The sequence below is a fragment of the Vibrio sp. Vb0888 genome (genome assembly GCF_033338835.1).
In the GTDB taxonomy this organism is placed as follows: Bacteria; Pseudomonadota; Gammaproteobacteria; order Enterobacterales; family Vibrionaceae; genus Vibrio; species Vibrio alginolyticus.
This window is the reverse complement of sequence record NZ_JAWOTL010000158.1, coordinates 1-1,326: the sequence shown is the minus strand read 5'-3', so window position 1 is coordinate 1,326 and position 1,326 is coordinate 1. Positions and strand designations below refer to the sequence as shown.

The following is a 1,326-nucleotide window of genomic DNA, read 5'->3' as shown; positions in this document are numbered from 1 at the left end:
TGAAGGCTGGAAGTACGACTACGGCACGTCAGAACAAAGTGAAGTGATGTTCCGATACTTACTTGGGTATTCACCTGTTCACAATGTAAAAGAAGGCGTGCAGTACCCTGCTACTTTGGTGACAACCGCTGATCATGACGACCGAGTTGCGCCTGCTCACTCGTATAAGTTTCTTGCCGAACTGCAAGACAAACAGCAAGGCGAAAATCCGGTGTTGATTCGTATTGATGTGAATGCAGGTCATGGTGCTGGTATGCCGCTCAGCAAGCAAATCGATCTCACGACCGATGTGTACGCATTTACGCTACACAACATGGGTATCGAGTCGATTTAACGATTTTGAGCTTTAGAGAATAAAAAATGCCGCGACAGAATCGCGGCATTTTTCATGGTTGGGGGAACTCAAGTAATACTGTTTTTCAGTATTGTTGAGTCAGGTTGACTAAGTCTGACTCGATGAACCAACCAGTCTCGGCGGCCAAACCGAAAGGCAGCTACGCCATTCTCAAGTAAAGATGAAATAATCATCTTTACTTAATCCTAGTTCATTAATATGAAACTGTGATGAATCTAAGCAGCATCGTTTTGATTTTCATTGTTTTCAAGATCAAATGAGGCATCAATCAGTTTTCTAGTGTACTCACTTTTTGGGTGATGGAAAATCTCTTGTGCGCTTCCTTGCTCCATCACTTCTCCTTTTTGCATTACTAATACGCGATCAGAAAGCGCCTTAACCACTGATAAATCATGGCTTATGAACAAATAACCGATATTGTGTTTTTTCTGCAAGTCTTTGAGAAGATCGATGACAGTGAGTTGCACTGAGCGATCTAAGGCTGAGGTCGGCTCATCAAGCAAGATAAACGACGGTTCCAAAATCAAGGCTCGTGCAATCGCAATACGTTGACGTTGCCCACCGGAAAATTCGTGCGGATAGCGGTTTATAGATGCGGGATCCAAACGTACTTCGCGCAGAACATCACGCGCTTTTTGCATGCGTTCTTTCTTGTTTAAATATGGCCGGTGGACGGTTAATCCTTCAGTGATGATTTCCCCGATGGTCATACGTGGTGAAAGCGAACCGTATGGATCTTGGAACACCATTTGTACGTCTTTTTTCAGATCGAACCGCTCTTTATCACTGAGTGAGGCCATGTTTTGACCTTTAAACTCAATTTTTCCGGTAGACGGTAGCAAACCGATCAACGCACGCCCTAACGTGGATTTACCCGAACCGGATTCACCAACAATGCCTAGTGTTTCGCCCTGTTTTAGTTGTAACGAGATGCCTTTTACCGCTTCGAAGTACTCGTTTTTGCTTGGGAT

The 1,326-nt window shown here is 44.3% G+C and carries 2 protein-coding genes; one reads left to right on the top strand and one right to left on the bottom strand.

Annotation, left to right across the window (positions count from 1 at the left end; genetic code table 11):
• On the top strand, window positions 1-334 hold a 334-nt coding region (locus R7P72_RS24665; RefSeq protein WP_318110922.1), incomplete at its 5' end, for a prolyl oligopeptidase family serine peptidase.
• A gap of 236 nt (window positions 335-570) precedes the next feature.
• Here the strand turns inward: R7P72_RS24665 and R7P72_RS24660 are convergent.
• On the bottom strand, window positions 571-1,326 hold a 756-nt coding region (locus R7P72_RS24660; RefSeq protein WP_318110921.1), incomplete at its 5' end, for an ATP-binding cassette domain-containing protein.